This window comes from Faecalicoccus acidiformans (genome assembly GCF_014202635.1).
Taxonomy (GTDB): domain Bacteria; phylum Bacillota_I; class Bacilli_A; order Erysipelotrichales; family Erysipelotrichaceae; genus Faecalicoccus; species Faecalicoccus acidiformans.
Genome location: NZ_JACHHD010000002.1, coordinates 32,305 through 59,282 on the forward strand (window position 1 = coordinate 32,305; position 26,978 = coordinate 59,282).

The window sequence follows — 26,978 nt, forward strand, 5'->3', positions numbered from 1 at the left end:
AGCTTTATAATAAAGAAGTCAAGACAGGGGCGCCGAAAAGGCTGAGATGGTTTGACCAGTCCCTTATGACCTGATCTAGGTAATTCTAGCGTAGGGAGTCTTCAAAGTTTTTTTGAATTCCTTACGCCTCAAATGGAGGTGTTTTTTTATGGGAAAGAATTTATCAGTCAGAGATTTGGTTTTGATGGCATTTTATGTTGCCCTCTTTATGGTATTAGATACTTTTATCAATACCCTGCCGATGCTGCAGATGCCTGAAGGAGGAAGTTTAGGGGTATCCACTCTAGCATTATTGTTGGCAAGTTACCATCTGGGATGGAAAAAAGGATTAGCCGTTGCGATCGTATCGGTGTTTGCCCAATTCATCACAGGTCCTATGTATACCCCCACATTGATCGGTTTCTTATTAGATTATCTGCTGGCCTTTGCAGCTTATGGACTTGCGAGTCTGTTTCCAAACTTTGGTGTTTTCTACTCCGGAGTATTGGTCACCAATGCGATTCGCTTTATCTGTTCTACCCTCAGCGGCGTCGTTGTTTGGGAAACAACATTGTGGGGTTCCATCACTTATCAGGCAACTTATATGATTCCAACCTTCATTCTGGGTATCGTTCTGGTTCCTTTGATGATGAAGCTTTTAGAACCTCATATGAAAAAACAGAAATAACAAAAAAATTGATCAGCTAGATACGATTTTGTATCTAGCTGATCTTTTTTATTCATCTTTCGATTCTATATCCTTCGTTCGGAATACAAATCGAACAATATTTTCCGAATTATCCGGTGTACCCGCAAATGATTTATGTTCCTTGTTCAATGCATCGATTTGATCAAACACAGTTTGTAGTGTGTTAAACTCCGATGTTGTCAAATCGACCGTTTCTTTTAATTGATTCATACCCTGCTCATTGAACTGACTTTGTCCGTCATAAAGCTGTTTGGCACCATTCTCCAATGTATCAAAGGCACTTTGTAGCTGTACAAGACCATCGCTCATCTCCATTAATTTTGATTTTTGTCCTTCCAACTGTGCTGTTCCTTCATCTAATAAGGAAGCACCACTGATCAATTCCTCATTTTTAGATACGATTTGTTGAGAACCGGCATTTAACTGATCAACGGCTGTTTTGGATTCACTTTGAAGCTGTTGAAGTCCTGATTCCAGGGCTACAGAACCCGTATGAAGCTGATCAGCACCTGCTTTTAACTGACTTACTCCACCTTGCAGCTTTGTGATGAGTTGAACAAAATCTTGATCGCTCATATTCTGATGAACACCTGTCATAATTTGTTCTAAGGTAGCCATGGACTGAGCAGCTGTCTGCATAGATGTCTGCAGCTTTTGCATATTTGATTTTGTCCCCTCCATGACCTTTGATAAACCGTCCAAAGACTGCCTGGTCTGAGAAAGCAGGGCCTGCATCTGTGCTTTTTGTGTATCTAACGTTTCCAGGGTATACCCCTGAACATCAATACTTTGAACAATTTGTAATTGAGACTTCAGACCATCAATCTGTTCATCGATCTTAGAGGCGGCCCCTGTCGTATCCTCCTGAGAAATCGCAGATTTACTGGTTAGCAGCGCCTGAATGGAGGACTGCAATGCCTGCAACTGCGCCTGTTTTGCACTTTCTAACTGGTCATTAAAACTTTGAATCTTACTTTGATCGTCTTCCACAGTTCGATTTACCGAAGTCACAAGAGCTTCAAATTGTGTTTGGAAAGTATCCAATCCAGTCATAGCCTGTTGAACTGTTTGTAAACTGTTCTCTAAAGATGTCAAAGCTTCTTTTGAAGTAGAAAGCTGTGTTTGTAACGTAGTTAATTCTTGTTTGGTCGTATTCATCGCCTGTGTAAGCTTTGATAAAGTATTTTTATCCAGTCCATTCACCTGTTCTTCCAGTTGTGCCAGACCTTCCTGTAGCTTTTGTGACCCTTGTGATAAAGATGTACTTCCCTGTACGGTTTGCTGCATAGCGGCCGGTATAGCTGTTAACTTTTGATTTCCCTTGTCCAGCTGTGTTACTCCCTGTGTATATGCTTTGATTCCATCCAACAACAAACTGGAGCCTGTATGTAATTGTGTTGATGCATCAGCCAACTGTTGGATCTGCGGTGTAGCACTCGTTAAAGGTTTAGCACCTTCCTTTAATTCTGTCGTACCTTCATACAACTGTTTAGAACCATCTAGCAACTGATCAGAAGCCGATACCAGCTGATCGATACCGCCTGTCAGATCTCCAATGGATAATTGACCAGCCAATTCATCTAAAGAGATTTCATTGGTCATGGCGATCATGATCGATCCTAAATCAAAATCCTTTACATCGGTTTCAATCACTGTATCATCACTGATATGTAACTGATCGATGATCTTATTTAATCCAGCTTCCTGTAAAGTACCAGCTAATCCCGGTACATTCGCAAAGGCCAGCACTTCATTTGTACCATCATTCACGATTTTTCCATTGGAACACGATACATTCTCATAATGATCTGCATTCAGAGTCAAAAGACCTCCGGCTAAAAAGCTGGGATGTACGGTAATGGCTTTTCCATCCGCATAGACCGTTTTTGATTCAAGGTTTTCAAAGTGAATTGTCAATTTCAAATGTCCGCTTTGTCCAGCAACTTCTTTTGCGCTCAATTGGTGTCCATCCAACTCATAGGTAATTTTTACTTCAATGGGAAGCTGCTTTGTTGTCTTACCCTGATAGTAAATATCGTTATTCTTGCTGTTCCAAGTATAGACATTGCCATCCACTTCGGGCTCCTCATCAGTTTTGACATTTTCTACATCGGTTTCATCCAGCGTCTCCTTGATGTTATGGATGCCGTCATCATCGTGCAGCCAGCTGGATACGATCGTATCCGAGATCGATCCATCGGCATTTAAAACCGCATAGACAGTTTCTGTTTTCTGTGTCGGATTTTCATCCTCTAATGCATAAACATGAAGCGGAAGCATAGATTGTGCCAATACGGCACTTAAGATCACACTGCCCATTACCTTAATATTTTTATTCATACTGATCCTCCTTAGCTATCGGCCATTTTTTCGTTGTTTTTTCAATAAGCTTATGTCCTAATAAAAGCATGCTTGGCAAGATGAAGATAATACTGATGACAGAAATGATGGCCCCTCTTGCCAAAAGCTCACAAAGGCTGGAAATTAAATCCATACGAGATATCAAAGACACTCCAATACAAGCCGCAAAGAAGGAGCAGCCACTGGTAATGATTGAAGGAGATGTCTTTTGAATCGCAACTCGTATGGCCTCTTTTCTGCTCTTATTTAAACTGAGTTCTTCTCTAAATCGCGTTGTCATCAAGATCGCATAATCCACACAGGCCCCTAACTGAATCGTACCGATCACAATGCCGGCAATAAATGGCAATGTCGTATGTGTCAGATAAGGAATACCCATGTTGATCGTGATTGCCAATTCAATTGCCAGCACTAAGATAAACGGCAACGCAATCGATTTAAACGTAATCAAGATGATCACAAAAATTGCCAAAATCGATAGTACATTAACGACCTTAAAATCTTCGTTGGTCGTGGTAATCAAATCCTTTGACAACATGCCCTCACCGGTGATCAGCGCTTTTTTGTCATATTGACTCAAAACTTCATGAATCTTGTCCAACTGCTTATTTTCTTCATCTGTAGCCGCATGATAATCACTGTTGGCAATCAACAGTTTATAGCCGCCATTTTCAAAAATATCTTTAATGGCTTCCGGCTCAAATGTGCCGGGAACCCCACCTCCGACAAAATTTTCATAGGCCAAGACATTTTCAATCCCCTCAATGTTTTCAATCTTTCCGGAAAGTTCCTGGATATCCTTTGTCGGTAATGTATCGCTGACCAAAATGAAGTGAGTCGTATTCATATTAAATTTATCTTTTAGTTCTTCCGTTCCCTTCATACTGGAAAGATCAGATGGCAATGTACTGGTCAGATCATAGTATTGCTTGACATTGGCCTGTGCAAAACCCATAGGAATAAAGATACAAATTCCGATCAACAGCAAAAACTTGGCATGTCGAACCACAAAACCAGGTACTTTTTTGAGTTCATGAATCAATGTTCTATGTGTATATTTTTCAATTTGGCGATCAAAGATCATCAATAGACTAGGTAGAACAAAAATCGTACAAATGACTCCCAGCACAACCCCTTTAGCCATCACAATACCAATATCGCCACCCAGTCTTAGTTGCATGAAACAAAGCGTTAAGAATCCGGCAATCGTTGTCACCGAACTGGATGTGATGGAAGTAAAAGTAGCCTGAATGGCCTTGACCATGGCCATGTCATTGGTCGTATTCTCTGCTTTTTTCTTTTCTTCCTGATAGCGATGTAAAAGGAAAATCGAATAATCCATTGTCACCGCTAATTGCAAGATCATCGCCAAAGCCTGTGTAATATAAGAAATCTTTCCTAAGAAGATGTTGGTTCCAAAGTTATAGATGATGGGAAAAGCCATACCCAACATAAAGATCAAAGGTGCTACAGAAGATTCAAGTCCTAAATACAGCACAACCAGACTTAACAAAACGGCAATCACAGCATATTTGACAGTCTCTGAATTAGCCAGATCTTTGGTATCCTGCGCAATAGCACTCATTCCCCCTAAATAACAATCCTTGTTCGATACTTCTTTGATCTTCGCAATCGCATCCATGGTTTTCTCCGAAGCTGTATCTTCTTCAAAGGTGACGATCATCAAAGTGGAATCTTTGGAATATAACTGTTTTTGAAGGGCTTCCGGTATCATTTCCTTAGGAAATGTGATATCCAAAACATCATCTCGCCAGAATACTTTTTTGACCCCGTTGATCTTTTCAATCTTATCTTTTAAAGAAACAACCTCTTTATCCGAGAGATCATTGGTTACCATCATTCCTACACTGGCCAGATTAAAATCCTTATCCAGGACTTCCTGTCCCTTCATCGATTCCGCTTCTTTAGGCAGGTAGGAAAGAATATCATAATTGATTCCCGTATTTAAAAAACCGATCACACTGGGAATCAAGAGCAGTACAGCAACAAGTAAAATCTTGTTTCTGTATCTGACAATAAACTTAGAAATTCTATCCATATTCTCTATCCTTTCTCAACATGGACATGAGTATAGTACAAAAATGACTAATAGTCAATTATTTAAAATAATTTTTAATATAACCTTTATATTAAGAAATAAAAATTGACCAATAGTACATTTTTGTCTATACTATAAGTGGTGATAGTATGAAATCCAAAGTGTTGGAAAATAAGAGAAATAAAGAAACAGCGCTTTTAAACAGCGCTTTTGACCTGTTCACAAAAAAAGATATCCATTCCGTAACCGTTCAGGATATCGTAAAAAAAGCCAATGTAGCAAAAGGAACCTTTTATTTGTACTTTAAAGATAAATACCAGATTCGTGACGTACTGATTCAAAAAGAAGCAGCTCGTTTGTTTCAGGAAGCCAGAGAAAAACTGGAGAAAAATGATATTCAAAATTTTGAAGATGCGATTATTTTCATCATCAATCAGGTTTTGTTGAGCTTAGAAGATAATCCGGCTATTTTAAAATTTATCGAACGTAACCTGTCTTGGGGCATCTTTCATGAACAACTGCAGACAACTATGGATAATGAAGAAATCGGTATGCTTCAACAATTTACTTTATTAGCCAAAAAAAGTGGCTATACCTTTAAAAGACCGGATATTATCTTATTCATTATCATCGAAACTGTAGGCAGCACTTGTTACAACTCCATTCTGTATCAAAAACCGCTTCCTTTTCAGGAATACAAACCTTATTTATTCGAAGTCATTCGGGCCATACTCAAAAATTATAAAGACTAAACAGGTCCATGACGGTGATTTATCATGATCACTTTTTTAAACACGTTATTTTCTGCATATTCTACAAAAAAAATCAAAGTTTCTGTAAACTTCACTACTGTTTTATCTTTACCAGACAAGATTTTAAACGAAATAAAAAGACTACACGGACATAGAATGCCATTGTAGTCTGTTTTTGTTTACAAACAAGTAAAACTTATTCACCTTGTTCTAAAGCTAAAGTTTTTGTGGTGATGTCACAAACTTCGGCCGGTCCATAATACTGGATAGCACCTGGATATACATAACATGTGTTTTCAGCCCATTCTTCACGATGTGCTTCAAAATATTTAAATGGTTTTCCTTCCAATTCAACCAGTGCTTTTTTGATAACTGGTTTGTCTTCTCCATGGCGTCTTTCGATGTTCATCATCTTAGTGATCGGCATACCTCCGGCAACCCATTCATTAGCTGGTTTTGACAAGTTGGAAATCTTAGATAAGTATCCCGTGTAACCATACTGAATTAGCATAAAGGCATTGTATCCTAATGAATAACAATAATCCGCATCAAAGTTAGATGGGAATGCACAACGTCCTTCATAACCAAAGAAGTGATGTAATGCATTGAATTTTCCTTTATAAGTACCAGCTTCTTTTCTTTCTGCCAATTTATCAGCTACTAAAGCAGAGAACAACTTTTCAGATTCAATCAAAGAAACCTGTACGTTTCCATGAGGGTCACGTTCTAAGAACAACTGCTGCTGAATGCCTTCCGGTAAAATCGCAAATACATCCATCGATTCTTTTGTCAAACCATTTTCGATGAAAGCATATTTATCTTTCCATGTAGGTAAAGCATTAAATTCGTCAGCTTTGCTTCCGGCTAACAATTCATTAATTTCCGCAATCAATTTAGAGAATTCAGGTACAAATTCTACTACACCTTCCGGAATGATGGCAACACCAAAGTTCATACCTTTGGCAGCTCGTTTTTCTACAGAATCTGCAATATAGTCAGCAATCTGTGATAGAGACATCTTCTTGGCAGCTACTTCTTCCGATACCAAACAAATATTTGGTTGCGTTTCCAATGCACATTCCAAAGCTACATGCGATGCAGAACGGCCCATCACTTTAATGAAATGCCAATATTTCTTAGCCGAATTGGCATCGCGCTCGATGTTTCCAATCAATTCAGAGTAAGTTTTAGTTGCGGTATCAAAACCAAAAGAACATTCAATATCTTCATTTTTCAAGTCTCCATCGATTGTTTTTGGACATCCGATGACTTGAACCCCCGTATTATGAGCCGCAAAATACTCTGCCAAAACAGCAGCGTTCGTGTTGGAATCATCTCCACCAATAATCACGATGGCCGTAATTCCATGTTTCTTGCAGACTTCGGCAGCAACTTTGAACTGCTCTTCCGTCTCTAATTTTGTTCTTCCTGAACCGATGATATCAAAACCGCCAGTATTGCGATATTCATCAATGTAAGCATCATCAAAAATCAAATAATCATCATCAATCAATCCGCTTGGACCATTTTTGAATCCATATAATTCATTATCTGGATTGGTTGCCTTTAAGGCATCATACAAACCGCAAACAACATTGTGTCCGCCAGGAGCCTGTCCTCCAGAAAGAATTACACCGACAACTTGTTTTTTAGGCGTAGATGTGTTTTCTCCCTTTTGGAAAGTGATCTCTTTTTTTCCGTAAGTATTCGGAAACAAAGCCTGGATCTTTTCTTGATCGGCCACACTCTGTGTTGGTTCGCCTTCTTTTACACAGATCTCCGCAATTCCATGGCGAAGCATGCCAGGAAGTTTAGGAGAGTACTCATATCTTGCTTTTTGTAATGGTGAAATTTTCATAGCTGATCTCCTTTTTTTACCGAATAAATTATAAAATAGTCCCCCTGAAAAGTAAACATCAAACCCGGACAGAACCGGCTATTCCTCTTCCAGGAGCATCATTTTTTCCTCCCACTCTGATGTATAATGGGCAATCTCATTATGCTTGTCGTCAATTTGAGCATCGAGCTCTTCCATTTTTTGATAATCTTGATAATATTCCGGTTCAAACCGTAATTCCCGCAAAGCCTCTAAATCCGACTGCGCCTGCTCCAACAGCTGTTCTAGACGGTCGACTCGATTTTTTAATGCTTTCCGGTCTTTGAATACTTGCCTGGAAGAATTGGTTTGTACCGTATCCGATACACTTTGTGTCAGAGTACCTTGCGCTTTTTTTTCTAAATACTCAGAATATGTGCAGTCATACACTTTCGAAGTCGGCCCCATTTCCAGGATGCGGTTTGCCATTTTTGACAAAAACATACGATCATGAGAAACAAACAGAATCGTTCCGTCATAGTTTTCCAATGCCTTTTCCAAAGCTTCTTTGGTTGGAATATCCAAGTGGTTAGTCGGCTCGTCCAGCAACAGCAAATTGTCCTGTTCCAACATGAGTTCCGCCAAGGCAAGCCTTACCTTTTCCCCGCCAGAAAGATCATTGACTTCTTTAAAGACCTCATCCTGGGTAAATAAAAAACTCGCCAGCGTGTTCCGAATCTGGGTTTGGGTCAGATCGGATGAGATTTGCCACAACGTATCCAATACGGTTAAAGAAGAATGCCGATGGGCACTGTCCTGATCAAAATATCCAATATCGATCTGATGGCCATAATGAAAATGCCCCTGCAGAGCCGGAATCTTTTTCACCAAAGTCTTGATCAAAGTACTCTTGCCGATACCGTTAGGTCCCACGATTCCCATACGCTGACCTTTGACCAAAGAGAAACTGACCGTCGACAAGATATGGTCATATCCGATTTGAAGATCTTCTACCGCCAAGACTTGTTTACCGCCCTTGCGCCCGCAGCGAAAAGAAGCATGCATCTGAGAGTTGTCAGCTTTTAGATCCTGAATGCGATCCATCCTTTCCAAATATTTGATCTTGCTTTGGGCAAAGGCTGCTTTATTTTTCTTATAACGAAATTTTTCGATCAGCGCTTCGATTCGCTGGATTTCCTGCTGCTGACGCACATAGGCTTCATGATTTCGCTTGATATATTCTTCTTTTGCCTGAACATAGTGCGTATAATTTCCTACATAGCGAGTCGTGACGCCATATTCGATCTCTATGATCTCATCTGCCACTCGATCCAGAAACATACGATCATGACTGACCAGCACCACCGCACTGGGATAATGGCGCACATAGTTTTCCAGCCACTCCACACTTTCGATATCCAGGTGGTTGGTCGGTTCATCCAATAATAAAACGTCCGGTTTGGACAATAACAATTTGACCAAGGCAATACGCGTCCTTTGTCCAGAGCTAAACGACTGAAGATCTTTATGCAGATCTTCTTCTGTAAAGCCAAAATGAAAAAAGACATTGCGCATCTCCACTTCATACTGATAGCCATTCAATGCTTCAAACTGGCTTTGTAAACTTGCGTATTTTTCCATCTGTTTTTCGCTAGAATCACTGGCTAAGATCTTCGCCTGCTGATGCAACTGCTGCTCAATTTGACGAACCTTATCAAAAGCGGTCTGCAGTTCTTCGAACACTGTATGATCGGTCTGCGAAAAAGTGATCTGTGCTAAATAGCCGACTTGCACGCCATTGGCCCAGATTATGGAGCCTTGATCAGGAGTCTCTTCTTTACAAAGAATCTTTAAAAGCGTTGTCTTTCCACATCCGTTTTTCCCGACAAGAGCAATTTTTTCTTTTTCTTTGATCGTCAAAGATGCTTTTTCCAAAACATCTTGCGTCCCATAACTCTTTTTAATATTACTGACTTGAAGTTTCACTTTCTTCACCCTGTATTCCATAATAAGAACAGATTGCATTTACGATGCTGTCTGCCATCTCTTCCTGATGATCCTGAAAATACTGTACACTCTCTTCGTTGTCGCCATTTGCCAAGAAGAAGACTACACTTTCCATGCCAAAACTATTCTTATAAGATTCGTTAGCCTGGGCAAAGGATAAATCCCCGGCAAATGTCTGCTTCCCTCCTGTTTCCCGCAAAGCAGGATAGGCATCATAGACAAAATCATCCTCTTGATCATCGATCATTCCTGTATCATTCGTGATCCCGGCCGCAAAAGATCCATTCGAACTGACAGATGCCAATTCCAGATCAGACCCTGCCAATTCATATGCGATCTCATTGGCAAGCAGTCCCGTCGTAAATCGAGAGGTCAATAAATATGGCCTTGTCAAAGTATCATCCTCATACGCTTCAAAGCTGATAAATGCCTTTGCTTGCGCCTGATACCCAATTCCCACACGAGAGGAAGTTCCATAGTAGCTGGCTCCTTGATCATCTTCACGAGTCAACAAAACACGCAATCCCTTTTCTTCCAGCTTCGTCTTCAATAAATTCGCAAACTCCAGGGTCAATTGCGGTTCATTAATCCAATCATTGACGATTCCCGCCTCGGTCGTCATCGTAGCCTCATTATAGATCTGTCCCCCCGGATCTAATACGATGTCTGCGACCTTGACTTGCGGAATGTTTTCCATCACTTCTAAAAACGCATAGTTTTTATCCATCTTTCGGCCATATTCCTCTAAATATGTCGAATCAGCGACCAGACGAATATTTTTCACATGTTTCTGATTACGGATCGTACTAAACGTTTCACTTTCTACTGGTTTTTTAAAACATAATCGTTTTTTGTCATAGTTATCATAAATATAAATTTCATACAGTCCCGGTTCTAAATGATTCAAACGGATACCGGAATCAACATTCTCTCCAAAGGCAAAACTCAACTCTTCTTGTGTTTCTACGTTTCGCAACACCACCATCTGCCCTACCAGAGAAGTATAGCTTTCCTTCGAATATCGATCTGAATAAAACGATAAAGTCTCTCCATAGATTCCATAATCTTGAACCGTATAGCTTTCTTTGAAATCTGTCTGGATCTGTTCTTCAATCACCGTTTCATCTAAAGACTCCAATAGAGTCATACGAAAGCGATCGATATCCGTCGTTCGGCTGGCATACAAAAACAACGCCCCGCTGAGCAATGCCAAACAGACGACTAGAGTGATCAGTATTCGCGGATGTTTTAGTTTTCGGTTTAATTTCCTTCTTGCCATGAGTTAAGTATACATGAAGTCGCGTGTTTTGATAAAGAAAAAGTCACATTCATCATGTGACTTAAAAGATTAGATTTCGTGGCGTGCGCGGATATGGCTGCACGTCGCGGATATTCTGGATGCCGCTCAAATACATCAACATTCGATCGAATCCTAAACCAAACCCGCTGTGCTTGCAGCCGCCAAAACGACGAAGATCCAAATACCACTGTAACGTTTCTTGCGAGATTCCCATCTCCTGGATCTTTGCTTCCAAGACATCGTAGCGCTCTTCACGCTGCGATCCTCCAACCAGTTCTCCCACATAAGGAACCAGCAAATCGCAGGCGGCCACCGTTTTTTGATCCTCGTTGACGCGCATATAAAACGCTTTGATCTCTTTAGGATAGTCGATCAGGAAAACCGGGCCGTTAACAACCTTCTCACAAATATAACGCTCATGTTCACTTTGAAGATCCATTCCCCAGTAGATTTCCTGATTTTCAAACTGGTCCTTCGCTTTTGTTAAATGTTCGATGGCTTCTGTATAAGTCATTCGTTTAAAACTAGATTCCGCAACGGCCTTGATGCGACGAATACAGTCTTTATCAATCATCTTCTCAAAGAAGGCCATTTCTTCAGGCGCACGTTCTAAGCAATACGAAATGCAGTATTTGATCATCTCTTCGATGCAGTCCATATTGTCGCTCAGATCCGCAAACGCTAATTCTGGCTCGATCATCCAAAATTCACTGGCATGTCGTGTCGTATTGGAATTTTCCGCACGGAATGTAGGCCCAAATGTATACACGTTTCGGTAAGTCAAGGCAAACGGTTCTACATGCAGCTGCCCAGAAACTGTTAACTGTGCATGTTTTCCGAAGAAATCCTCCTCATAATGATCATCCTGACGCGTTGTCACAGTAAAACATTCTCCGGCTCCTTCGGCGTCATTTCCTGTGATGATCGGTGTATGGACATAGACAAATCCTCTCTCTTGAAAGAAAGTGTGGATGGCCATAGAAAGGACACTGCGCAAGCGGAAGATCGCATAATATGTATTCGCTCTTGGACGAATATGCGGAATCTCACGCATATATTCAAAACTATGACGCTTTTTTTGAAGCGGGTAGGTATGATCGCTCATTCCCAGGACATGAATGGTCTTGGCCTGGATCTCAAAAGGCTGTTTTGAATCCGGTGTACAAACCAGAACGCCCTGAACCTCAATGGCAGATCCCAAAGTAATCTTAGAAACTGTCTCATAATCTTGTGTCGAATCCTGATAATAGACAACTTGCACATTGCCAAAACAAGAACCGTCATTGAGTTCAATAAACCCTAAGGCTTTAGAATTTCGATTGGTTCTCACCCAACCTTGTAATTCAATGGTCTGCCCATCTAATGAGGCATATTCAGCTTTGCATTTCTTGACTAACATTTTATCCTCCTCTTAATAAAAAAACGTCCCTATCTCTAGGAACGATCAATAACCGCGGTACCATCCTTTTTCTTTTCAGCACTCTTTCGCGTAACGCACGACTGCGGGACTGTCTACTTAGTTTCTCCAGTCCGGCTCCCCAGCTGTTGGCCTGAAATAAAGGTATCATCCTCTTTCACCACCGAGGACTCTCTAGGCATACCGTTTATTCGGTCTTCTGTTTCTTAGCCTTTGATTCCATGGAGTTGGTCAAAAAGACCAATTCTTGAATCGATGATACCACATCGACGACTTTGACCGCAACCCCTTTAGGGGCCAAAAAATGCTCGTGTGTAAAATCAACGATTCCTGTGATGCCGCATGTCACCAGACGATCCACTGTCTTTTGCACTTGATGTGATATCGTCAAAATCGCAATATGACAGCCTTCTGGAATTTTGTCTTCCAATTCTGTCATCGGATAGACCTGGATCCCGAAATGGACCCCCGCCTTCGCTTCATCCATATCAAAGGCACAAGCAATCTCACCTACGACATGATCCCATTTATTATAATTCATCAAAGCGCGGCCCAAGTTCCCGGCTCCAACCAAAATGATCTTCTCATCAAAATCGACACCTAGTTCCGCATTGAAAATTTCAATCAGTTTATCCACATCATAGCCATACCCTTGTTTCCCTAGATTCCCTAAAAAGGAGAAATCGCGACGGATCGTAGTGGATTCAATATCCACAAAACTGGATAACTCCTTGGACATGATCCTTGTAGTTCCGTTCTTTTTGAGTCGGCGCAATGCCTTTAAATAAAGCGGGTATCTTTGAAGCGTTGCCTTTGGTACTTTTTTTGAAACCATATCGTTCACCTCTTAGGACTATTGTATCACTTTTGTTTAGTTTGTGAAGGTGTTAACAAGTCTTTTTTCTTTGTTTTCATTGCCGACTTGTCTAACAGAACATGCAGATCATCTAATTTCGGATAGAGACTGACGATCTGTTTTTCAAGATTCTTCTCAATCTTAAAACAATAACCATAGACTAATAGACCAATCCATAAAGCCAGCGCCGCCAGCCAGCCGATCATAAAAGGAACATGGGCTAACAAAACGGAAACAATCATCAAGCCAATTGCGCCGGCAAGCGAAGTCAAGATCCAGATCCGCAAACTGTCTTCCCGCAATTTCTGATACATTTCTTTATGCTTATTTAAAAAATGCTGGATTCGTTCATCCAATTTGGGCGAGATCTCCTGATATTGAAAAGAAGGTTTTTTCTTCTTTTTGACGATCATCGCAAGCTGCTGCATCCGCAAAACACAGAAGATCATTCCTTCCTGATTTTCAAACCGCTGATATTTTTGATAGTAAAGTTCCAGCGTCTTTGAATAATCATTGGTTGAAATCGGCTGCTCAAGCATCGATCCCGCTAAAGCATCCAACCGCTCTGTCAGCACATCCGAAAAGACCAAGACATTATCTTGGGCTCTTCTTTCCAATGCCTGTAAAGCGCCTAAAAAATGATCAGCCATTTTCTTTACAATATGCCTCCAGAGCTTTTGCGATCTGATCCGGACAAGAAGTCGGTTTTGGTCCGCAAGTAACTCCGTTTAAATCCTCGATGACTTCCTGCACATCTCTTCCTTGAATCAGACGCCCGATTCCTTTTAAATTGCCGTTGCAGCCGCCAACGGCTTCAAAAGATAAGACTTTTCCATCTTCAATTTCAAAATGAAATTCTCGGGAACAAACTCCCTGTGGCCGATAGATATAATTCATACATTTCTTCCTTTCCATCTTTTCATCAAAAGCTGCGTCAACCCGCCGGTGCAAAGTCCGCTGACAATCGACAACGCCAGCAAGACCGGCAAAAACAGCTGCATAAAATACTGCTGATAGATCCACGTAACCATCAAAACTTGCCCAACACTATGCATCGATGCTCCTACCACACTGACGCCAAAGACTGAAAAACACTTCATCCGATATGCTATGGACATTCCTGCCATCGATAAAAGAGCGCCTGCCAAAGAGATCCAAAAGGTCACTGAAAACAAAGTCCCTTGACACAAACAAGCCAAGAAGACACGACCCAAATTGACCAGCCACATAGCAGAAATTCCATACATCTGCAAAGCGAAGAGTCCGGTGATATTCGCAAAACCGATTTTGAATCCCGGCAAGATCCAACTGACAGGTAAGAAGCTTTCTGTAATCTGCAATACGATACCGGCCCCCATCAGAAAAGCCAGCTCAACCGTTTTTTGTACTTTCATTGAATCATCGTATCCTGTTGTGCACCGCCTTCGATCCGAACCACCGTCTCGTTGGGCAAACAGACAATGGGTGTATTAGGATCCGAGACAAAGCCTTGTTTGGAACACAAGTGATGCGGACTGTTTTCCTGTGTCACACGAATCTGATGGTCCTTGACTTCGATTTTGACTTCTCCATTGGTCCCCTCCACCGTATAAGAAGAATCTTGAGACAGATCGATCGACAAGACTTCGCTATCTTTGACATAGACTTTCGCAAGATTGCTTTGGGGGGCATTGTTAAATAATGGAATCAATAAACCCAAAGCTAGGATCATCAAGGCAACAATGACCATCTTATCCGCTTTCGTCAAACTCATTGTACGATCACCTTAACCGAGCGTTCAACCGCATTTCCAAATCGATCCTGTATTCGTACCGTGACCTCTTTCTCCCCTGCCTGGGAAGTATCTAAGTCGCTTTCAACTGAAAATGAAACTCCATTTAGATCACTGGCTTCAAAATAACGAGACCAGTCAATGACTTCTCCTCTGGAGATGGTGATCTCTTGCTGATAGGAATCAATCGTTGGCGGTTGCGTATCTTTGATCGCAATCTTAAAATCTAGATCCTCCTGTCCGGTATGGATCGTAAAATCATATTCCCCAACAACCAGATAATCAAGATTTTTCGATATAAATCGATTTTCTTTTTTCACCACACCCGGGCTCAATGCCTCAACTTCCATCTGATCGGTTTCATAATTTTCGGCATTTTTAATATAAAGAGCCGCATTGGCATAGACATCCTGTCCTAATTCCACAGTAAATGTCTGTCTTTGCAAGACAGGTCTTGAGCATCCCGTCAGCAATACCAGCCCCAATACCAATCCTATCCATTTACGCATGCTCTTCCTCCATCAGCGGCTTTGCCAATTCTTTGATTTTATTGAGACGATGTTTCATGCCGGATTTCGATATAATTTCCCCATATTCCAAATAACACTGTTCACACAACTCATTCATATTCGCTTCCGGGAAACGTTTTCGAATCTCCATGACATGCCGTATTTTCTCTGAGATTTTAATCTTTCGCGCATTTTTTTCTAAAACTTCAATATAATTCAATTGTTCCTGAGCCGCTTTTAAGGTTTTCATCTCATTAGCGAGTTCGCAATTATCCAGGCGTTTGAGATTGTTGTAGAAATCTCGCTGGATCCGTGAATCTTCAAAATCGAACAGCGCTTGAGATGCATTGCATAAGCGTAGAAAATCTGCAATTTTATCGCCTGCTTTCAAATAGACTACATAGGTATTTTTTCGAACGATCATCTTGGCTGGAAGATAGAATCGCTGCATCAGTTTCTGGATTCCCTTGGCCATCTGTTCTTCGTGGGTTGCGATTTCCAAATGGTAATTTGTCGTCTTGGGGTCGTTGATACTTCCTCCGGCCAAAAAGCAGCCTTGAAGATAGGCACGCGCATTGGCTTGGGATCGTGTATAAATGGCAGGTGGTGAAAAATGCAAACCTGTATCTGTTAAAATCATCAAATCCGAAAGAATCTCTTTTGTTTTCTCATACACTTGAAGACGATAGATGTTATTTTTTTTCAGCTGCATCTTTTTTAAGACGGATAACCTGGGATCGACCTGATAAAGAGATTTCATCAACTGAAAAACATGTTTAGCAATCGTCGCATTCTCTATCTGAAAAGAAAGATACATGCCTTGCCAGTTCATATGCAATGAAGCCCGCATCTGCAATAAAGCACAAAGCTGGGCTCTGCCGCTCTTCTCGTCCAGTTTTTCATAACAGATCTGCTGCTTTGTCTCTGAAGTAAATGACATCCACATCCTCCTTAACTGTTCCTAATCATACCATGAATTCTCAAAGAATGTAGAAAAAGCCTGTCAATTGACAGACTATAAAGTTCGTAATATTTCTTCTGCGACTTGTTTAACTGCTTGCGGATCATGACGAATACGTCCCTTTTCATCAAAATAGATCAAATTACGAGACAAGATCTGATAATCATGATGTTGTTCTTTTACCTGAATCGGATAAGACCCCATCTTGGCATATCGATCTAAAATCGACTGCGGAATATAACTCTGATCCACGATCACTCGATCCACGGGATGGGCAAATGAATGTTTCTCGATGGCGCGAATATGATCTTCCATGCTGTAATTGTCCGTTTCCCCAGGCTGGCTCATCGCATTGCAGAAATAAATATGCGGACAAGTTGTCTTTTGAATTGCTTCGGATATCTCCTGAATGATCAAATTCGGCATGATCGATGTATACAAAGATCCAATCCCATAGATCAAAAGGTCCGCTTCTTCAATAGCTTGAATCGCGGGAAGATAAGGTGTGACTTTCTTTTGATAAAAAACATGATCAATACTATTGGATACTGTGGGGATATTTTTCTCTCCGCGCACCAAGGTTCCGTCTTTCATCATCGCATAGAGCGTAACAATATCCAGTGTACTGGGAAGAATGGTTCCGTTGACTTTCAAAACTTTACTAATGGCCTGAATGGCCCCGATAAAGGAGCCGGTCAGATTCATCAATGCCAAAAAAATCAAATTTCCCAAATTATGTCCGCCGATATCCTTTTTGCCTTCAAAGCGATAGTTCATCAAATCACTAAAAAGATGATCTTCATCATCGGTAGCCATTGCGCAAAGAACGTGGCGAATATCTCCGACCGCCGGGACATTGTAGATATCTCGGATCCGGCCTGTGCTTCCGCCATCGTCTGCCACTGTCACGATGGCAGTCAGATTCACATTTTCAATTTTTTTCATTCCCATCAGCATGCTGGAAAGACCCGTTCCTCCGCCAATCACAACGATATTTTTCATACTTCATCCACCCCTATATCCCGATGCGATTTAAAACAAGTATATTTTTCTTTATATGTATCGTACAGCCAGTTACATATGCTGACAGAACGATGCTGTCCCCCCGTACAGCCAATCGCTACGATCATATGGCTTTTGTTCTGTGCATCATAACTGGTAAAAACAAAATCAACATACTCTTTTAAGCGACGAATAAAATCTTGAGTCTCTGGTTTTTCCATCACATAGTCATAGACTTCTTTTTGATTTCCTGTCTTTTCACGCAGAGCCGGCTCATAAAACGGATTGGGTAAAAAGCGGACATCGATCACCATATCCGCATCCATAGGCACTCCATGTTTAAATCCAAAGGATTGAAAAGTGATCGTAAAGGGACTCGACTGAAACTTTTGAAACCGATGCCGGATCCGTTTGGCCAGCGATGCCGATGATAACTTGGTCGTATCAATATGGATCGTATTTCCTGCACTTTCCTGCAGATGATCAAACAAATCGCGTTCGATCTCGATGGCTTCTTCCAGAGTTGTCGCTTTATTGGAAGCAATCATAGGATGATGCCGGCGCGTAAATCGATATCGAAGCAACAGTTCTTCATTGCTGCAATCTAAAAATACGATTGAAATCGGCTCCGTCAAATTCTTGAAGTAGGTCACAAAATCCAAATAATCTAAAGCGCTGACCGACAAGGCCACATAAGGATATTGTGATGATCGTGTATCTAAAAGCTCATCAAGCTGAGGCAAGAGCTCTTTAGGAAAATTATCGATACAGTAATACCCCATATCTTCCAAGGCGTTCATTGCACTAGATTTGCCAGCTCCTGACATTCCTGTCACCAAAACGATTTTACGATTCATTGGGATCCCTCCATGTTTCTAATTGTATCATAATTCGTTGCCCGAACCGAGGCAATACGATAAAATGACAAAGAGGAGGAACCCTATGCATCCTGTATTGTTCTTAGATATTGATGGCGTTTTACATCCTCAACGATCCAAAACGACCGCTCATTTTGATATGGATTTGAATAAAAAACTGGCAGAAGAATATATGGATCCACATTTTTTGGATCTGAGTCCTTATTTCACCAATCATATTTACTATGGCTTCGATCAGAAGGCTTGTTCTTTGATTGCTGCTCTGGTGTCCCGCTTTGATGCCCATATCGTCTTGACCAGCTCCTGGAGAATGGTATATACCCATCAAGAGCTCTATTACTTGTTCAAGATCCTGCACATGGAAGATGCTTTTGTAGGAATCACAAAAAAACGAACCCCTCGCCAGGATGTGATCCGGGAGTATATCGAAGATCATGACATCAAACAATATCTTGTCATCGATGATCAGGACATGACCAAAGCTTTTCCTTTTCATGCCATTCATACACAAAACTGTTTCAATGAAGAAGATTATCATATCGCTTGTACATTGTTAGAGATCCAACATGTCCAAAATCAATAAATGGCTTCTATTGAGTATCGTGATCATGGTCATGATCTTTTGGTTCTCTCACGATACTTCATCAAGTTCTCTGGAAAAAAGCTCTTTTTTTCAGCCTTTGTTTGAATGGCTCTTCCACGAACACACCCAATTTGTTGTTCGAAAACTTGCGCACTTCTCAATCTATGCGGCGTTAGGTTTCTGCTTATTTCGAGCAATCCTTCCTTTTGGCGTCCGGCTTTCTTCTTGTTTTTGGCTCACATGGATCTTTTGTTTTCTCTATTCATGCAGTGATGAGATCCATCAGCTCTTCATTGCGGGACGTGCAGGTCAATTTGCCGATGTGCTTCTGGATAGTACCGGAGCCGGCATTGGTATTTTAGTTTCCTTAATTTTTATAAAAAAGTGGGGATGATTAGTCAATTTTGAGCCAAAATTGACTTTTTTTTGTCACTTATGATATGTTTTTGATGATGAATAGAATCTTAAAACGCCTTAATTCCCCTAGAAAAGCCTTATTTTTTATCGGTGCATTCATTTTGATTTGCGCCCTTTTCTTCACTTTAGGCTCCCTCATCTACGGAAAGATCCATCCGACAAAATATATAAACAGTGCCGGAAACGTTTTAGAGGTCCGTGTTCCTTATATTGTAAACGGAGAGATCGATGAAACCGTGGTCGAGATTCCTCGGGGGACGAAGGTACAAATCGAAGAGGTTGAAGAGGATCAATCTAGTTTTCGTTATGAAGGCACTTTGATCACTTTGGATAACTCTTATCTAAAAGATTCTGTAGAAGAATGTCTTGTCATCGACAATGTATATCCTCGCCGTCTAGTCAATCTTCGCGAGAAAAAAGACGGAACCCTGTCCGAAGAAATCGTGAAAAAGGGGGAAGAAGTTCGTGTCGTTCAAATAGACCCGGACGATTTAGATACCCAAACGGGTGAGATTGCCTGGTATAAAGTTGAAAAAGACGGGAAGGAATACTGGCTCAATGGAAAATATGTAGAAACATCAGAAGATTTGGCAACAAAAACGTGGGTCGAAAACATTACCTATTCTACTTATTGGGATGAATACTATGGAGAAGGATATTCAAAAGATGCCTTTCTTACTCAGATTGATTACAAACCGACAAAAAATCATAACTATGAAAACAATCCGATGCCGGAAAACTGCAATGCAGTCCATGTTTCTTTAGAGTATCTGATCAAATATAAAGATTACTATCTGAATCTCTCAAAAGAAACCGGCATCAATGCATATGTTGTCGAACTCAAAGGCGACAGCGGATATGTCTGGTATCAAAGCGAAGTCTTGAATGATTATTTAAAAGATCCCGAGGAAGCTCTTCAAGATTCTCTTTGTTCACTGGATGAACTCCAAGATCTTATCGAGGAATTTCAGGATGCCGGATATTATATGATTGGCCGTATCGTAACTTTTAAAGATGTTCTTTTCGCATCGCAAAACACAGAAGAATCGATCACAGATACAAGCGGACAGCTGATCATGCATAACAATGAATACTGGCCTAGCGCTTATTCGCGAAAGGCCTGGATGTACAATGTAGATATTGCCAAAGAAATTGCTTCAACCGGCATTAATGAGATTCAGTTTGACTATGTCCGTTTCCCGGATGGATTGGTTTCAAAATCGGATCAACTGGATCTGAAGAACACTTACAATGAGAGCAAGACAGCTGCCTTGCAAGGATTCTTACAGTATGCCAGTGATGAATTGGAACCTTATGAAGTCTATGTGGCAGCGGATGTCTTCGCATGGCCGCTGGCAGCGCAAGATGACCAGGACATTGGACAATTTTTCTTGGCAATGGCCAACTGTGTTGACGTGATATGCCCAATGCCTTATTCCGATCATTTCTCAGCCGGTGCTTTAGGAATCTACGATCCGTCTTCAGATCCTGGTGAGGTCTTGGCCCGTTATACCGAACTCGCTGAAAAAGAGCTTTCAGAAATCGACGATCCTCCTGTCTACCGCTCCTGGATCCAAGGATATGGAGATTTAACTCCGCAACAAATCGAAGATCAAATCAAAGCGATTGATGAAACCGGCTATTCAGGTTATATGGTATGGTATGGATTTGGGGCTCCCGATAGTTTGGATACGAATAAAGAAGGATATATCGAATAGTACAAATAACCAGATGAAAATCAAAATCATCTGGTTATTTTTATCATCCTGTCCTGTAATTTGATCCCCTTTTAAATCTACCAGCACTATTTTACATAGATTTAAGCAAAAGCGGATAGTTACTACCTCTTGCCTTCTATATAATAGATAAGAACATGACAATAGTCGCAATATCGCAAAGAAAGATGGAACGATCATTTCATATCATGTTTTGTTGCTCATTGCTTATTCGCTAGCGGATATAAAAAAGGAGACAAGTATGGAACATATTATTATTTATGGCAGTCAGTATGGAAGCACACGCTCTTATGCAGAAAAGTTGTCTGAACAAACGAAGATCCCTGCACTCAGCTACAAAAATGCGCCAAACCTTTCTGATAAAAAAGTCATCATCTATCTAGGCGGATTGTATGCCGGCGGTGTTCTGGGACTGACGAAAACGCTGCGCCACTTTTCTATTCAGGATGGACAAAAGTTAATCCTTGTCACAGTAGGCCTGGCAGATCCAAACGATCCCGAAAACCAGCATAATATCCGCACTTCTCTTCAAAAGCAGCTTCCTTCAAAGCTGCTTGACCAAGCAAAACTTTTTCATCTTCGCGGCGGAATCGATTATCAAAAGCTCTCTTTTGGTCATAGGACCATCATGAAACTGTTATATCGATCCTTGCGAAAAATACCTCTTGAAAAACAAACTGAAGAGAATCGAGCACTCATAGAAACTTATGGCAAGCAAGTGAGTTATATCGACTTTAGCACCCTGGAACCGATTATCGATGAAATCAAAAAAGCAGGAACAGAGCATTAAAACAGATCCTAAAATCATCAGCCATATCACCATGCTTTAACCAAACACATGATTTAATGCTTTCCCTATAAAAATAAAAACTCCTAAAAGCTCAGGAGTTTTCTTTACGCCATTTTTTTGAATTGGCGTCATTTTCTGGTCGGGATGACAGGATTTGAACCTGCGACCTCTTCGTCCCGAACGAAGCGCACTACCAAGCTGTGCTACATCCCGTTGCGTTTTGTCGTGCGAATTAAATATACCGCGATTCTGTTTCTTTCTCAACTCTTTTTTTTAAAAGAGATAAAAAAAAGAAGCAGACGCTATAGCGAATGCTTCTGAGTTCTACTTCATAGTTTCCTGGATGTTTTTTACCAATTGATCCAATGGAGCCTCTTCTCGCAAGGAGCTCATCATCTTAACACCAGATTCCAGAATCGTCATCTCTTTCATTCCTTCCAGTGTTTTTCTCATCATATTGCCGGCAGTACTTGCCCAAGATCCATTCTCAACCAGTGCAATTGTACGCTTCTGTAAATTTAACATCTTTAAATGTTCTAAGAAATCCTGCATTTTTGGAAACATCGTTCCATTATATGTGCTGGAAGCTAAAACAATATGTGAATATTTAAATGCTTCTGCCACCAAATAAGACGGATCTGTATTAGATACATCATATACTGCCACTTTTGTGATGCCGGCTTGAACCAATTTAGAAGCCAGTGCTTGCGCAGCACTTTCGGTATGTCCATAAATCGATGCATAAACGATCAAAACACCTTGTACCTCCGGCGTATAAGAAGCCCAATGTTGATGTTTATCAATAAAGTATTCGAAATTGTTTCGCCATACCGGTCCATGCAGCGGACAGATTCTCTGGATATCCAGATTTGAAGCTTTCTTTAAAAGGTTCAAAGTTTGAGGGCCATATTTGCCCACGATGTTCGTATAATAACGACGGGCATCATCGATCCAATCACGATCGAAATCAACTTCGTCATTGAACAGCTTTCCATCCAAAGCGCCAAATGTTCCAAAGGCATCCGCCGAGAATAAAGTCTTGGTCTGGCTTTCATAGCTCACCATAACCTCTGGCCAATGGACCATAGGAGCTGCCACAAAATGAAATTCATGAGTTCCAGTAGACAAAGTATCTCCTTCTTTGACTGGTTGAGCCTTGCCATTCAATTCAAAGCCGAAATGACCAATCATTTCAATCGCTTTGGCCGATGCATAGACTGTTGCCGAAGGATATCGCAACAACACTTCTCCTAAGCTGGCCAAGTGGTCAGGTTCCACATGATGGATCACGATCGCATCTAAGTTTCTTCCTTGGAGAACAGCTTCCAAATTTTCTAAGAATTGCGGACACACTGCCCAATCTACCGTATCCAGTAAAACATTTTTCTCATCTAACACGACATATGCATTGTATGAAACACCACGTGGGATCGGATGAATGTTTTCAAACAATTGCAGCCGATGATCACTGGCGCCGACCCAATACATATTAGGGGCTACTTCACGAATACTATACATTTAAGATTCCTCCTCTGTATTCATCAACATTGTACGTTTTTTTTTTACTTTTTCAAACTAAAAGCCTGTAAAAAAAGAACTTAATTTCCATAAGTCCTCTTTAAAAATTTTTCACTGTTCACTATAAAGCGTTCGTGATCTCCTTTGCCAATACATGTGCCCTCTTGGTATGCTTCTACATAGAAAACAAGTTTCCGATTTTCTTGCTTCACCAAGGTAGACTGGATCTCGATTTGAGCTCCCACAGGACTTGCTTTGTCATGAGAAACATTCATTCTGGTTCCCACGCTCGTCATTCCCGGTTCCAGTTCCAGAAGCTGACAACTGGCTTCTTCCATCCAGGCAATCATCTGAGGAGTTGCCAAGACTTCCAGAGATCCGCTTTTCATCTCTATAGCTGTATGTTTTTTTTCAACAGTTCGTTGAATCGTGATGGTTTTTGACATTAGATTCTCCTTTTCATATAATACTTTTAACATGACAAGAATAAATTATCAACAAGATGATGCTACGATCTATCGCAAGGCCCGCTCACATGTATGGTCTCGCCTCATCTTTACATACATTCTATTGACAGGTTATTTTATTGCAGTTTATTTTCTTTTGCACAGAGATTTTTTTGCGATTGACCAAACCCAGATCTCTTCTTTCTTTTTGCTGATCCTAAGTGCCGGACAACTGCTGCTTTACTTGATACTATTTTTGATGCTGGCTGGAGGATCCAAGATTTTTCGGGTTTTCTATTGGATCTGTTTTGTGTTCGAACTGGCATTGATTATTTTACCTGGCTATTATCTCATCAATGATATGAGTCATTTCTTTACATATGCAGCACTGATTGGATGCATGCTCGTCAAACTGATCATACTCTATGCTTTAGGAAACTCTTTAAGTTCCAACTCTTGGTGCCGTGTCTACTTCGATCACGTTTTAGAAATAGATGAAGATTATAAAGAAGATGAAGATGAGATCTTTCAACCAATACAAAAACCTTCTTCAGATTCTCGCCCTGTAAAAGCCAAACCAGAAGAGCCTGAATATGAAGATGAGCCCTATACATTTCCTCAGGTTTCTGTTCGATTGGGAATCTGCATCTATGGCAGCTTAATGCTCTTTCCAATCGCAGTGCAGATTTTTTCCAGCTTTTTTGTCAGCAACGATCTGCAGACTGTTTTTGCGACAAAAGATATCTTTATCCTTTCCATCGTCAGCGCGGTGATCTGGACTGTTCCAGTATTCTTTTTATACTATGATCACCCTTACAGTAAGCGTATCGTTTTGGGCTGTATCTTGGCAGAAGCTATTGCCTTATGCGCGTATCTGCCGACTTTTATCGGATATGTCACTTCTGGCGATTATCCGATCCGCGTCTATATCTTGTTTGTTCTAGTTGATTTGATCCGTTATTTTGGGATCTGGTTCAGTTTAAAACCTTTAATCAAGGCTTAATTCTCAGGTACATTTTTCACGACAATCGGAAGGAATAACGTAATCGTTGTTCCTTTTTCTTCTTCACTTTGAAGTTGGATCCTTCCATCATAAAATTGCACTAAATGCTTCACGATCGATAATCCCAGACCCGTTCCCGATATGACTTTCGAACGTTGCTTATCAACGCGGTAAAACCGCTGGAAAATCCGTTCCTGATCGGCTTTAGACACTCCGATTCCTGTGTCCTTCACAGAAAATACCATCTCTTGATCTTTGACATGACAATCGATTCGAATCGTGCCGTCATACACATTATACTTAATGGCATTGCTTATAAGATTCTCGAAGATCGTTTCTATATGATTGCGATTGGCATAGACTACAATATCTTCACAATCAAGCGTTAAATCGATATTCATTGAATCGATCTGTACATGGAAACGTTCAATCAAAGCTTTCAGGACATCCTTGACTTTGACATGCGTAAACTGCACTTGATAATCTTCGCTTTCCAGCTTGGAAATCATTAAGATATCGTTGATCAATTGCGTCATATGACGACTTTCTTTGATCACATGATCCAGACAACGATCCACTTGGGCAGGATCTTGTATGGCATGCGTTCGCAATAACTCTGTATAGCCCATGATTGAGGTCAACGGAGTCTTCAATTCATGCGATGCATTCGCGAAGAACTCCTGGCGGATCCCTTTTTCTTTTTCAAGCTGTTCCAGGTTATCATGGATCTCTTCATTCATATTCACAATAGATTCTGTAATTTCTGATAACTCTGGATAATACGAATCATCAAATACGATCTTCTCTTTTCCGATACGCGTTGTCCAAATCGTAGAGGAAATCTTCTGAAACGGTTCTACAATCGAAGTTGCCATCTTTTTCGACATAAACCAGACGGTACAAAGAGCCACAAAAAAAGCAACAATAAAGCTGGGCATCAGTACAAATGCCGATTGAGTTATCCCTGCAAACGGTATTGCCAAACGATAGATCTCCTGCGTTTCTTCATTCATGATCGCGGTATATAAGTAATTCGTATGCGTTGTTGACGAATACCGAATTGAACTTCCTTGACCATATTGTAAGGCCTGCTGGATCTCTTCTCTTTGCATATGATTTTCTGTGATCAAATCGACCTGGTTGTCGTAAATCACATCTCCATCTTTTTCGATGATTGTCATCCGGGAATCCAGTTCATTCAAATATTCACCTAAAGATTCCATATCGGCTTGATGCATCGTTTCAATGATTCCCAATTCTTGGAACTGTTCATCTCTTTGGTTTTCTAAAAATACCATGTACAAAACCGAATATAAGATCCCGAATGCCAAAAAAAAGGAAATCAAAAAAGTTATCATAAAAGAGTGAATGATCTTTTTACGCATCTTGATCCCCCACACTTAAACGATAACCCAGCTGGCGAACCGATTTAATATAATTTCTTCCCGTCGGTCCTAATTTTTTTCGCAATGAATTGATATGCACATCCAAAGTTCTTGTTTCTCCCACAAAATCATATCCCCATACTTGATTCAGGAGTTCTTCTCGGGAAATAGCACGACCGCTATTAGTTGCCAAATATCGCAACAATTCAAATTCTTTGTACGTGAGTTCCACCACTTTATCTTCGACATGGACGATTCTCTGGTCTACATCGATATGAAGAATACCCAAATCCAGTTTATTGGTTTCTTTATGTGTTCTGCGCAATAAAGTTCGAATCCGGGCGGCCAGCTCCAAAACACTAAATGGTTTTGTCATATAATCATCTGCGCCAAGATCTAATCCTAAGATCTTGTCTACTTCTTGATCTTTTGCACTCAGAATGATAACGGGTGTCTCTCTATTAAGTTTATTTTGGCGAATCTGCTTCAAGATATCATACCCATTCATTCTAGGAAGCATCAAATCCAAGATTGCCAAATCCACTTTATTATCGAGCAAATACTGGTAGGCATCTTCTCCATTATCGAAATCCGTTATTTCATATTGAAAATTCTCCAATGTGAGTTTTAACAATTGGCGAATACTGTCATCATCTTCTACGATACAGATATGTGTCATCGATATTCCTCTTTTCAACATTCTTATTTTATCATAGATACAAG

At 40.7% G+C, this 26,978-nt stretch carries 26 protein-coding genes, 1 tRNA gene and 1 riboswitch; of the genes, 7 read left to right on the plus strand and 20 right to left on the minus strand.

Features of this window, described 5'->3' with window-relative positions; genetic code table 11:
• Positions 1 to 15 precede the first annotated feature (15 nt).
• Positions 16 to 114, plus strand: a riboswitch (TPP riboswitch).
• Positions 115 to 148: 34 nt separating this feature from the next.
• On the plus strand, positions 149 to 667 hold the full coding sequence (locus HNQ43_RS01150) for an energy-coupled thiamine transporter ThiT (protein WP_183373970.1): 519 nt from the start codon (positions 149 to 151) through the stop codon (positions 665 to 667).
• A gap of 48 nt (positions 668 to 715) precedes the next feature.
• Here the strand turns inward: HNQ43_RS01150 and HNQ43_RS01155 are convergent, their stop codons facing one another.
• Both HNQ43_RS01155 and HNQ43_RS01160 read right to left on the minus strand, forming a co-directional pair.
• Entirely contained in the window at positions 716 to 3,028 is a 2,313-nt protein-coding gene (locus HNQ43_RS01155) for a coiled-coil domain-containing protein (protein ID WP_183373972.1), read from the minus strand.
• Positions 3,021 to 5,108: an efflux RND transporter permease subunit gene (locus tag HNQ43_RS01160; protein ID WP_183373974.1), complete on the minus strand. Its 2,088-nt coding sequence runs from the start codon at positions 5,106 to 5,108 to the stop codon at positions 3,021 to 3,023. The genes HNQ43_RS01155 and HNQ43_RS01160 overlap by 8 nt, the downstream gene beginning before the upstream one ends.
• A 149-nt stretch (positions 5,109 to 5,257) precedes the next feature.
• Here HNQ43_RS01160 and HNQ43_RS01165 point away from each other — a divergent pair, with 149 nt between their 5' ends.
• The gene (locus HNQ43_RS01165) at positions 5,258 to 5,860 is read left to right on the plus strand and encodes a TetR/AcrR family transcriptional regulator (RefSeq protein WP_015536342.1); all 603 of its coding nucleotides are present in this window, start codon (positions 5,258 to 5,260) and stop codon (positions 5,858 to 5,860) included.
• Between the two features lie 196 nt (positions 5,861 to 6,056).
• Here the strand turns inward: HNQ43_RS01165 and HNQ43_RS01170 are convergent, their stop codons facing one another.
• The 13 genes from HNQ43_RS01170 to rapZ all read right to left on the minus strand — a co-directional run bounded on the left by HNQ43_RS01170 (position 6,057) and on the right by rapZ (position 18,356).
• Positions 6,057 to 7,718: a diphosphate--fructose-6-phosphate 1-phosphotransferase gene (locus HNQ43_RS01170; RefSeq protein ID WP_183373975.1), complete on the minus strand. Its 1,662-nt coding sequence runs from the start codon at positions 7,716 to 7,718 to the stop codon at positions 6,057 to 6,059.
• Between the two features lie 78 nt (positions 7,719 to 7,796).
• The gene (locus HNQ43_RS01175) at positions 7,797 to 9,662 is read right to left on the minus strand and encodes an ABC-F family ATP-binding cassette domain-containing protein (RefSeq protein WP_183373976.1); all 1,866 of its coding nucleotides are present in this window, start codon (positions 9,660 to 9,662) and stop codon (positions 7,797 to 7,799) included.
• Positions 9,643 to 10,962, minus strand: coding sequence for an N-acetylmuramoyl-L-alanine amidase (locus HNQ43_RS01180; protein ID WP_183373977.1), 1,320 nt, complete (start codon positions 10,960 to 10,962; stop codon positions 9,643 to 9,645). The genes HNQ43_RS01175 and HNQ43_RS01180 overlap by 20 nt, the downstream gene beginning before the upstream one ends.
• 61 nt (positions 10,963 to 11,023) lie before the next feature.
• Positions 11,024 to 12,382, minus strand: coding sequence for an asparagine--tRNA ligase (gene asnS / locus HNQ43_RS01185; protein ID WP_183373978.1), 1,359 nt, complete (start codon positions 12,380 to 12,382; stop codon positions 11,024 to 11,026).
• 205 nt (positions 12,383 to 12,587) lie between these two features.
• Complete coding sequence (locus tag HNQ43_RS01190; protein ID WP_183373979.1) at positions 12,588 to 13,235, minus strand: redox-sensing transcriptional repressor Rex; 648 nt, start codon at positions 13,233 to 13,235, stop codon at positions 12,588 to 12,590.
• 26 nt (positions 13,236 to 13,261) lie between these two features.
• Positions 13,262 to 13,906: a hypothetical protein gene (locus HNQ43_RS01195; protein ID WP_183373980.1), complete on the minus strand. Its 645-nt coding sequence runs from the start codon at positions 13,904 to 13,906 to the stop codon at positions 13,262 to 13,264.
• Positions 13,899 to 14,153, minus strand: a complete 255-nt coding sequence (locus HNQ43_RS01200; RefSeq protein WP_183373982.1) for a TIGR03905 family TSCPD domain-containing protein — start codon at positions 14,151 to 14,153, stop codon at positions 13,899 to 13,901. Before HNQ43_RS01200 ends, HNQ43_RS01195 begins: the two co-directional genes overlap by 8 nt.
• Positions 14,150 to 14,650 carry a Gx transporter family protein gene (locus tag HNQ43_RS01205; RefSeq protein ID WP_183373984.1) on the minus strand — a complete coding sequence of 167 codons (501 nt, stop codon included), beginning with the start codon at positions 14,648 to 14,650 and terminating at the stop codon, positions 14,150 to 14,152. Before HNQ43_RS01205 ends, HNQ43_RS01200 begins: the two co-directional genes overlap by 4 nt.
• A complete protein-coding gene (locus HNQ43_RS01210) occupies positions 14,647 to 15,009 on the minus strand; it encodes a NusG domain II-containing protein (protein ID WP_239461031.1) in 363 nt (120 codons plus the stop codon). The genes HNQ43_RS01205 and HNQ43_RS01210 overlap by 4 nt, the downstream gene beginning before the upstream one ends.
• The gene (locus HNQ43_RS01215; RefSeq protein WP_183373986.1) at positions 15,006 to 15,536 is read right to left on the minus strand and encodes a hypothetical protein; all 531 of its coding nucleotides are present in this window, start codon (positions 15,534 to 15,536) and stop codon (positions 15,006 to 15,008) included. The genes HNQ43_RS01210 and HNQ43_RS01215 overlap by 4 nt, the downstream gene beginning before the upstream one ends.
• Positions 15,529 to 16,476: a DNA-binding protein WhiA gene (whiA, locus tag HNQ43_RS01220; protein ID WP_183373988.1), complete on the minus strand. Its 948-nt coding sequence runs from the start codon at positions 16,474 to 16,476 to the stop codon at positions 15,529 to 15,531. Before whiA ends, HNQ43_RS01215 begins: the two co-directional genes overlap by 8 nt.
• Positions 16,477 to 16,551: 75 nt before the next feature.
• Positions 16,552 to 17,499, minus strand: coding sequence for a gluconeogenesis factor YvcK family protein (locus HNQ43_RS01225; RefSeq protein ID WP_183373990.1), 948 nt, complete (start codon positions 17,497 to 17,499; stop codon positions 16,552 to 16,554).
• On the minus strand, positions 17,496 to 18,356 hold the full coding sequence (gene rapZ / locus HNQ43_RS01230) for an RNase adapter RapZ (RefSeq protein WP_183373992.1): 861 nt from the start codon (positions 18,354 to 18,356) through the stop codon (positions 17,496 to 17,498). The genes HNQ43_RS01225 and rapZ overlap by 4 nt, the downstream gene beginning before the upstream one ends.
• 85 nt (positions 18,357 to 18,441) lie before the next feature.
• On the opposite strand from rapZ, the gene HNQ43_RS01235 reads away from it, so the two are divergent.
• The 4 genes from HNQ43_RS01235 (at position 18,442) to HNQ43_RS01250 (ending at position 21,903) form a co-directional block, all read left to right on the plus strand.
• Positions 18,442 to 18,960: an HAD domain-containing protein gene (locus tag HNQ43_RS01235; protein WP_183373994.1), complete on the plus strand. Its 519-nt coding sequence runs from the start codon at positions 18,442 to 18,444 to the stop codon at positions 18,958 to 18,960.
• Positions 18,944 to 19,354, plus strand: a complete 411-nt coding sequence (locus HNQ43_RS01240; RefSeq protein WP_183373996.1) for a VanZ family protein — start codon at positions 18,944 to 18,946, stop codon at positions 19,352 to 19,354. Before HNQ43_RS01235 ends, HNQ43_RS01240 begins: the two co-directional genes overlap by 17 nt.
• Positions 19,355 to 19,409: 55 nt before the next feature.
• A complete protein-coding gene (locus tag HNQ43_RS01245) occupies positions 19,410 to 21,095 on the plus strand; it encodes a putative glycoside hydrolase (RefSeq protein WP_244957009.1) in 1,686 nt (561 codons plus the stop codon).
• Between the two features lie 259 nt (positions 21,096 to 21,354).
• A complete protein-coding gene (locus HNQ43_RS01250; RefSeq protein ID WP_183374000.1) occupies positions 21,355 to 21,903 on the plus strand; it encodes a flavodoxin domain-containing protein in 549 nt (182 codons plus the stop codon).
• Positions 21,904 to 22,039: 136 nt separating this feature from the next.
• Here HNQ43_RS01250 and HNQ43_RS01255 read toward each other — a convergent pair.
• The 3 genes from HNQ43_RS01255 to HNQ43_RS01265 form a co-directional block, all read right to left on the minus strand.
• Positions 22,040 to 22,116, minus strand: a tRNA-Pro gene (locus HNQ43_RS01255).
• Between the two features lie 111 nt (positions 22,117 to 22,227).
• The gene (locus tag HNQ43_RS01260; RefSeq protein ID WP_183374002.1) at positions 22,228 to 23,421 is read right to left on the minus strand and encodes an FprA family A-type flavoprotein; all 1,194 of its coding nucleotides are present in this window, start codon (positions 23,419 to 23,421) and stop codon (positions 22,228 to 22,230) included.
• Positions 23,422 to 23,501: 80 nt separating this feature from the next.
• Positions 23,502 to 23,867, minus strand: coding sequence for a thioesterase family protein (locus tag HNQ43_RS01265; protein ID WP_183374004.1), 366 nt, complete (start codon positions 23,865 to 23,867; stop codon positions 23,502 to 23,504).
• 31 nt (positions 23,868 to 23,898) lie between these two features.
• Here HNQ43_RS01265 and HNQ43_RS01270 point away from each other — a divergent pair, with 31 nt between their 5' ends.
• Positions 23,899 to 24,870 (plus strand): hypothetical protein, encoded by a 972-nt coding sequence (locus HNQ43_RS01270; protein ID WP_183374006.1) that lies wholly within the window; start codon positions 23,899 to 23,901, stop codon positions 24,868 to 24,870.
• Here the strand turns inward: HNQ43_RS01270 and HNQ43_RS01275 are convergent.
• Both HNQ43_RS01275 and HNQ43_RS01280 read right to left on the minus strand, forming a co-directional pair.
• Positions 24,867 to 26,255, minus strand: coding sequence for a sensor histidine kinase (locus HNQ43_RS01275; RefSeq protein ID WP_183374008.1), 1,389 nt, complete (start codon positions 26,253 to 26,255; stop codon positions 24,867 to 24,869). The two genes, HNQ43_RS01270 and HNQ43_RS01275, sit on opposite strands and share 4 nt — an antisense overlap.
• Entirely contained in the window at positions 26,248 to 26,934 is a 687-nt protein-coding gene (locus HNQ43_RS01280) for a response regulator transcription factor (RefSeq protein ID WP_183374010.1), read from the minus strand. The genes HNQ43_RS01275 and HNQ43_RS01280 overlap by 8 nt, the downstream gene beginning before the upstream one ends.
• Positions 26,935 to 26,978: the final 44 nt, after the last annotated feature.